Origin of the sequence: Chamaesiphon sp. GL140_3_metabinner_50 (assembly GCF_025361915.1) — a bacterium.
GTDB lineage: Bacteria > Cyanobacteriota > Cyanobacteriia > Cyanobacteriales > Chamaesiphonaceae > Chamaesiphon.
This window is the reverse complement of record NZ_JANYJC010000111.1, coordinates 1-6631: the sequence shown is the minus strand read 5'-3', so window position 1 is coordinate 6631 and position 6631 is coordinate 1. Positions and strand designations below refer to the sequence as shown.

Below are 6631 nucleotides of genomic sequence, written 5' to 3'. Positions count from 1 at the left end.
ATTACTGGAAACAACTATTAATCGGCGCGCCACCCTTATTAGAATTCCCCACAGATCGTCCTCGTCCATCAACTCAAAATAGTTAATTGTTCGCTGAGTCCCTGCTCTAGGGAGAATTCGACGAAACCTCCGGTATATGTTTGAGTTGATGGACGAGGACGATCTGTGGGGAATTCTAATAAGGGTGGCGCGCCGATTAATAGTTGTTTCCAGTAATCGATTTGCTGTGCTAAAACATCGCCAGTTAGCCATTGTTTTTGCCAAGCTGCAAAGTCAGCATATTGAATAGTCAATGCAGGTAATGGTGAAGTTTTACCATCGCCAGAAGCTCTATATAATTCGGATAACTCATTAATAAACACCCCCATCGACCATCCATCCGAAATAATATGGTGCATCGTAATCAGCAACACATGGGATGCTTGCGACAACTGAAGTAACTTCACTCGCACTAACGGAGCCACAGCTAGATCGAAATATTGCTGTGACTCATCGATCGCTAATTGTTTGACTCTTGCTGACTGTTCCGGCTCTAATAATTGCTGTAAGTCGATGATGGGGATATCGATCGATACATGAGGATTAATTACCTGAACGGGGGCATCATTTACCAGCTCAAAATGAGTTCGCAATATCTCATGACGGCGAATAATCTCGACAATCGCCATTTCTAGTACGGGAATTTTCAGCGTCCCGAAAAGTTGCAATGCCACCGGAATATTATAAGTAGCACTTGCCCCTTCTAATCGATCGAAGAACCACTGTCGCGCCTGAGCAAAAGATACAGGTAAATCGCCAACTCGGTCGATCGGTATAATTCGATCGTTAGTAGAGCTATTATCTAAATTACTGCGCTGAATAAAGTCGATTAGCTCCGACTTGCGATCGGCTAATTCAGTCCGAATTTCTGCCGTTAACACACCTTTAGGTGCATCACAACGCAACCGAATTCCGTCGGTATTATCGACCCATAATTTGATATCTAGCTTGCCTAGATCGGCTAAAAATTCTTTAGTTGTTTTCATATCTTTTTTTAAAATATCCAATAAAATATGCGATCGAGCGAACTAGATATCCCGTAGGCTAGGCAGTGCCCACCAGCAAGGTTTCAGGCATATTTCTCGATCGATTAGCCGCAATAGAGAAGGCTCTAACGGACTAGAGAGAGGGTAAAAATGAATTTTCGGTTCCTGTGGATTTGTGCTGTTGAAGCTTGTGATGAGATCTACGTTGGGAAGTTTGGTTTTATGCCGCAATACGATAAGCCAGCCAGCGGTAAACGTCACTAGTAAGTCGATGCAGTAGCCGTCGAGTGGGCATTACCCACCTTACGAATTACTTATTACTTATTACTTAAATCTCAATCTCTTCTCGATCGAGTAATCGATCGATATTTTCGGCTAACTCCGCGATTGTTGGTAATTCAAACAAACGACGAAGCGGCAATTCTACCCCAAATGTCGATCGCACGCGAGACATAATTTGAGTTGCTAGTAAAGAGTGTCCGCCTAGCTCAAAGAAGTTATGATGAATGCCGACTTCAGGTAGATTGAGAATATCCGCCCAAAGCTGGGCTAATTTAATTTGAGTTGAGGTAGTAGGCAGAGTAAAAGTATCGATCGAACTAAATTTTAGGTCTGGAATCGGGAGGTTATGGCGATCGACTTTCCCATTCGCCGTCAGCGGAATACTATCCAAGAATACAAAGGCACCTGGCACCATATATTCAGGCAGCTTCTGTTTGACAAAATCGCGTAAATCGCTGGTTTCAATTTGTGAATTAGGGACAATATAAGCGGCTAAATATTGATTTCCTACCTGTTCCTCTCTGGCAATAACTGTCACTTCCCGCACTTGGGGATGTAGATCTAATACTGCTTCAATTTCACCAAGTTCGATCCGAAAGCCCCGAATTTTGACTTGGAAATCGATCCGACCGAGAAATTCAATGTTACCATCGGCAAGATACCGCCCTTTGTCGCCAGTTTTGTACAGTCGTGCGCTCGCTGATTGACTGAAAGGATTGGGGATAAAAGCTGCTTCAGTTAGCTCTGGCGCATTCAAATAACCACGCCCGACTCCAGCACCACCCACGTAGAGTTCGCCTGCTACGCCGATCGGCACTGACTGTAAATGGTGGTCGAGGATATATAATTGGGTATTAGCAATTGGATGACCGATCGGTAGATTTAAGACCTCTGATGCTGGGGGAGATGCGATCGGATAATGGGTGACATCATCGGAGCATTCCGTCGGCCCATAGGCATTTAACATCGGGATGGTAGGATAATACTCGAACCACTGACGGCATAATTGGGGCGGTAAAGCTTCACCTGTGAGCAAGAGCCAGCGCAAACTGGATAATTTGGCTGGGGTTGCACCATCAATGATTTGTTGAATCATCATCCGTAATAAAGACGGTACGATTTCTAGGATGGAGATCTGTCGCTCCTCAACCAGGGCAAATAATTGACTCGGATCTGTGGCGATTTCAGTAGGGATAATTTCGACGGTGCCACCGACTAATAATGCTGCTAAAAATTGCCAAATACTAATATCAAAAGCTTGGGATGCTGTTTGAGCGATCGGATCGTCAGCGGTTAAGTTTAGATCCGTTATCTTGGTAAATAAATGATTTACCATTCCCCGTTGTTCTAGCATCGCTCCTTTGGGCGTACCTGTAGAACCAGATGTGTAAATTATGTAAGCTAAGTTATCGGGTGTCGATCGAATTGGCAGATTTTCAGTTGAATATTCCAACCGATCTAAATCTTCGATATATAACAGTTGAGGCTTAATTTCGATCTGCCCAACGATCGATACAACTGCTGATAAATATTGCTGTTGAGCTAATATAAATGGTACTTTACCTTGGGATAATACTTGCTGTATCCGTTCTACTGGATGTTCGGGATTGAGTGGTAGATATGCCCCACCTGCTTTAAATATTGCCAGTACTGCTGTCAAGAAATCGATATTGCGATCGCCCATCAAAGCTACAATTGTCTCGGCTTCCACACCAAGCTTGACTAAATGTTTTGCCCATCGATTCGCCCGATCGTTTAATTGTTGATAAGTGAGTTGTTGGTTGTTAAATACCACGGCAATGGCATCTGGAGTAGCGGCAACCTGTTGCTCGAATAATTGGGCAAAGCATCGATCCAACGGATAGGCAGCTTGAGTATCATTCCAGTTGTTGAGTAACTTTTCTTGCTCTATCCCTAATAGTGGTAATTGAGCGACTCCCTGATCTGGATTGGCGATGATACTCGCGAGTAAAGTTTCAAAATTGGTTGCTAATCGATCGATTGTCGGACGATCGAATAAATCGCTGTTATAGCCTAATTCTGCCTTCAAACCATCCTCTGTTTCCGCCATCGACAGGAATAGATCGTTTTGGGCACTGAGATCTTCTAGCTCTAATAAATCGAGGCTAAGTTCGGGTAATTCTAATTTCTCCATCGGTGCATTTTGCATCACAAACATCGTCTGAAATAGCAGTGCATGGCTCAGAGATCGTTCTGGCTGAAGCTCCTCAACTAGTTTCTCCAAGGGGAAATCCTGACGATCGTAAGCTCCTAATGTTGTTTCCCGCACTTGAGCGAGTAACTCTAAAAAAGTCGGGTTTCCTTGCAGCTTAGTTCGCAGCACTAAAGTATTAATAAAACACCCAATTATCGACTCTACTTCACTCCGCTGACGGTTGGCGATCGGCGAACCAATGACTACATCATCCTGTCCGCTATATCGAGATAGTAAAATAGCAAAAGCAGCAAACAAGACCATAAATAAAGTCGATCCAGACTGTTGACAGATAGCTTTGATGGCTTGAGTCAATCCTCGATCGATCTGAAAATATTTAGTCCCACCTTGAAACGTCCGAATTGATGGACGGGGACGATCGGTTGTGAGCGTCAGAAATCTCGGTGCATCTGCCAAATGTTGTCGCCAATAGTTAAGTTGACTTACCAAAACATCCCCAGTCAACCATTGTCGCTGCCAATCGGCAAAATCAACATATTGGATCGGTAATTCAGGCATTACCACCGGATTACCTGCCGCAAAACCTGCATAAAAGCTGGCAAATTCTCGAAACAAAATGCCCACAGACCAACCATCAGCCGCAATGTGGTGCATTACCAATAGTAAAATATGTTCGCGATCGTTCAACCGAATTAAAGTAGGGCGCAACATCAAATCTGTCGCCAAATTAAACGGACGTAACGGTTCAAATTTCAAAAGTCGATTGACATCTATTTGACATCGATCTTCAGATAAGTGAGTAAGATCGATTGTATTTAAAACTACTGACTGTGGTGGTAGAACTACTTGAACTAACGTCTCATCAACGGTAGCAAAAACAGTCCGTAGCGCGTGATGTCGATCGACGATCGCATCGAGAGTTCGTTCCAGTACATCTACCTTCAAGCTCCCATTCAACCGCACTGCGATCGATATATTAAATGGATTATCTGGCTCTAATTGATTCAAGAACCATAGTTGCTGCTGTGAGAAAGATGCAGGTGCGGGAGCGATACTTTGTCTGGGACTAATTCGGGCTTTTTTAACAGCCGATCCGCCCTTTTTCATCAGGCGTTCTTGCAGGAGTGCGAGTTTTTCAGGTGAAAGATTAGCGATGCGATCGTTGATATTGCTCATGGTTTTGGGGAGAGTGAGGGGGAGACGGGGAGACAAGGAGACGGGGAGAGGAGGGAGTGAGTTTGAATCTCTGTCTCAAAACAAACTTATTACTTATTACTTATTACTTAATCAATCTTGCTCCAATTCGGCTAAGATCCTTGCCATCTCCTCATCCTCGGTGTCTTCAGCTAGATGTTGAACGACAGTTTCGGCGAGATCGGCGATCGTTTGTCGCTCGAATAGAGTCCGTAAGGGCAGATCTACCTGGAGCGCGTCGTGGATGCGGGAAATAACTTGAGTCGCTAACAGTGAATGTCCGCCCAACTCAAAGAAATTGTTGTGAATTCCGACATCTGAGATCCCCAGAATGTCCGCCCAAATACTGGCTAAAATCGTCTCTATTGGCGTACTTGGCGCAACTGTGCGATCGAGTTCCGAGTGCCCTTGTGCCAAATTTGCGAGTGCTTGACGATCGATTTTGCCATTGGGAGTCAGGGGAAAAGACTCTAGCATCACAAACGCTGACGGTACCATGTATTCGGCGAGTCGTTCGGTGAGAAAACTCCGTAATTGACTCGCGGGAATCGTTGGCGGTAGCGGAGCGTTTGCCTTAGCAATACCCTCTCCTGTGGAGAATCCAGCTTTGGGCACGATATAGGCAACTAAACGTTTTCCCGTCGGTTCGATTCTTACTACGACTGCGGCTTCTTGCACTTGGGGCTGGAGACTCAGCACCGCTTCGATTTCACCTAGCTCGATCCGAAAGCCGCGAATTTTCACCTGGAGATCGATTCTGCCGAGAAATTCGATCTCCCCATCTGCTAAATATCGAACTAAATCACCCGTTTTGTACAGCCGCCCTGAATAGTCTTGACTAAAGGGATTGGGGATAAATTTCTCGGCGGTGAGTTCGGGACGATTGAGGTAGCCTCGCGCTAAACCCGCGCCGCCGATATGCAATTCGCCCGCAACACCGATCGGTACTGGTTGAAGATGACTGTCGAGGATGTAAACTTGGATATTAGCGATCGGTCGTCCGATCGGTGGTGCTGTTTTACTGGCAGTGCAAGTAGCCGTTGTAGCACATACCGTCGATTCTGTCGGCCCATAACCGTTCATGAATCTTCGTCCTGGCGACCATTGTGCCACTACATCGGGGGGACAAGCTTCGCCTGCAACGATAATCGTCTGTAAATCTGGATAGGCTCCACTGGGCATCGCCGCCAGAGCCGAAGGTGACAGGGTGATGTGGCTAATCCGCTGCTGCTGTAATAATTTCATCAATCCCGTACCTGGAAGTAAGGAATCTCGGTTGCCTAAATAGAGAGTAGCTCCCGCACAGAGCGACATCACTACCTCCGAAATCGACGCATCGAAGCTAAAGGAAGCAAATTGCAGCACGCGGCTATCGGAACGAACATCGAAGCCGCGAATCTGCGCCAGGGCGAGGTTACACAATCCCTGATGCTGAACTAGTACGCCTTTGGGCTTGCCTGTAGAGCCGGAGGTATAGATGACGTAAGCGAGGTTGCTCGGTTGAAGATCGCTGGTGGGATTGGCGGTAGATTCGCCCTCGAAATTATCCCAGTCATCTAACTCAATCGTCGGCACATCAACAGCGGGTAGACTTGCCAGTAACTTTTGTTGTGTCAACAGCACCGCTACCTGAGCATCAGCCAGCATGAAACTCAGTCTGTCGGCGGGATAGGCAGGATCTAGAGGCACATAGGCACCACCAGCTTTGAGAATGCCCAAGAGTCCAATTATCATCTCGCAAGAACGTTCGACACAGATACCAACTAGTACCTCTGGTTTCACTCCCAATGTTTGGAGATAGTGTGCCAGTTGATTCGCTCGATCGTTCAATTGACGGTAAGTTAGTTGGGTACTTTCATACTGCACGGCGATCGCATTTGGAGTCTTGGCTACCTGTGCTTCAACCAATTGGTGGATGCACTTATCGGCGGGATAATCGGTGTGGGTATCATTC

The 6631-nt window shown here is 45.9% G+C and carries 3 protein-coding genes; all 3 read right to left on the bottom strand.

All coding sequences use genetic code 11. The annotated features are described in order from the left end of the window. Positions 1-68 precede the first annotated feature (68 nt). Positions 69-1025 carry a condensation domain-containing protein gene (locus Q0R35_RS05975; protein WP_295615179.1) on the bottom strand — a complete coding sequence of 319 codons (957 nt, stop codon included), beginning with the start codon at positions 1023-1025 and terminating at the stop codon, positions 69-71. Between the two features lie 328 nt (positions 1026-1353). After that, positions 1354-4659 (bottom strand): amino acid adenylation domain-containing protein, encoded by a 3306-nt coding sequence (locus Q0R35_RS05970; protein WP_295615178.1) that lies wholly within the window; start codon positions 4657-4659, stop codon positions 1354-1356. A gap of 111 nt (positions 4660-4770) precedes the next feature. Next, positions 4771-6631: amino acid adenylation domain-containing protein (locus tag Q0R35_RS05965; RefSeq protein WP_295615177.1), on the bottom strand; the 1861-nt coding region annotated here is incomplete at its 5' end.

Bases quoted from the DNA above. Each gene is read 5' to 3' on its own strand.
- Q0R35_RS05975 (WP_295615179.1), bottom strand. From the start codon at position 1,025: ATGAAAACAACTAAAGAATTTTTAGCCGATCTAGGCAAGCTAGATATC.
- Q0R35_RS05970 (WP_295615178.1), bottom strand. From the start codon at position 4,659: ATGAGCAATATCAACGATCGCATCGCTAATCTTTCACCTGAAAAACTC.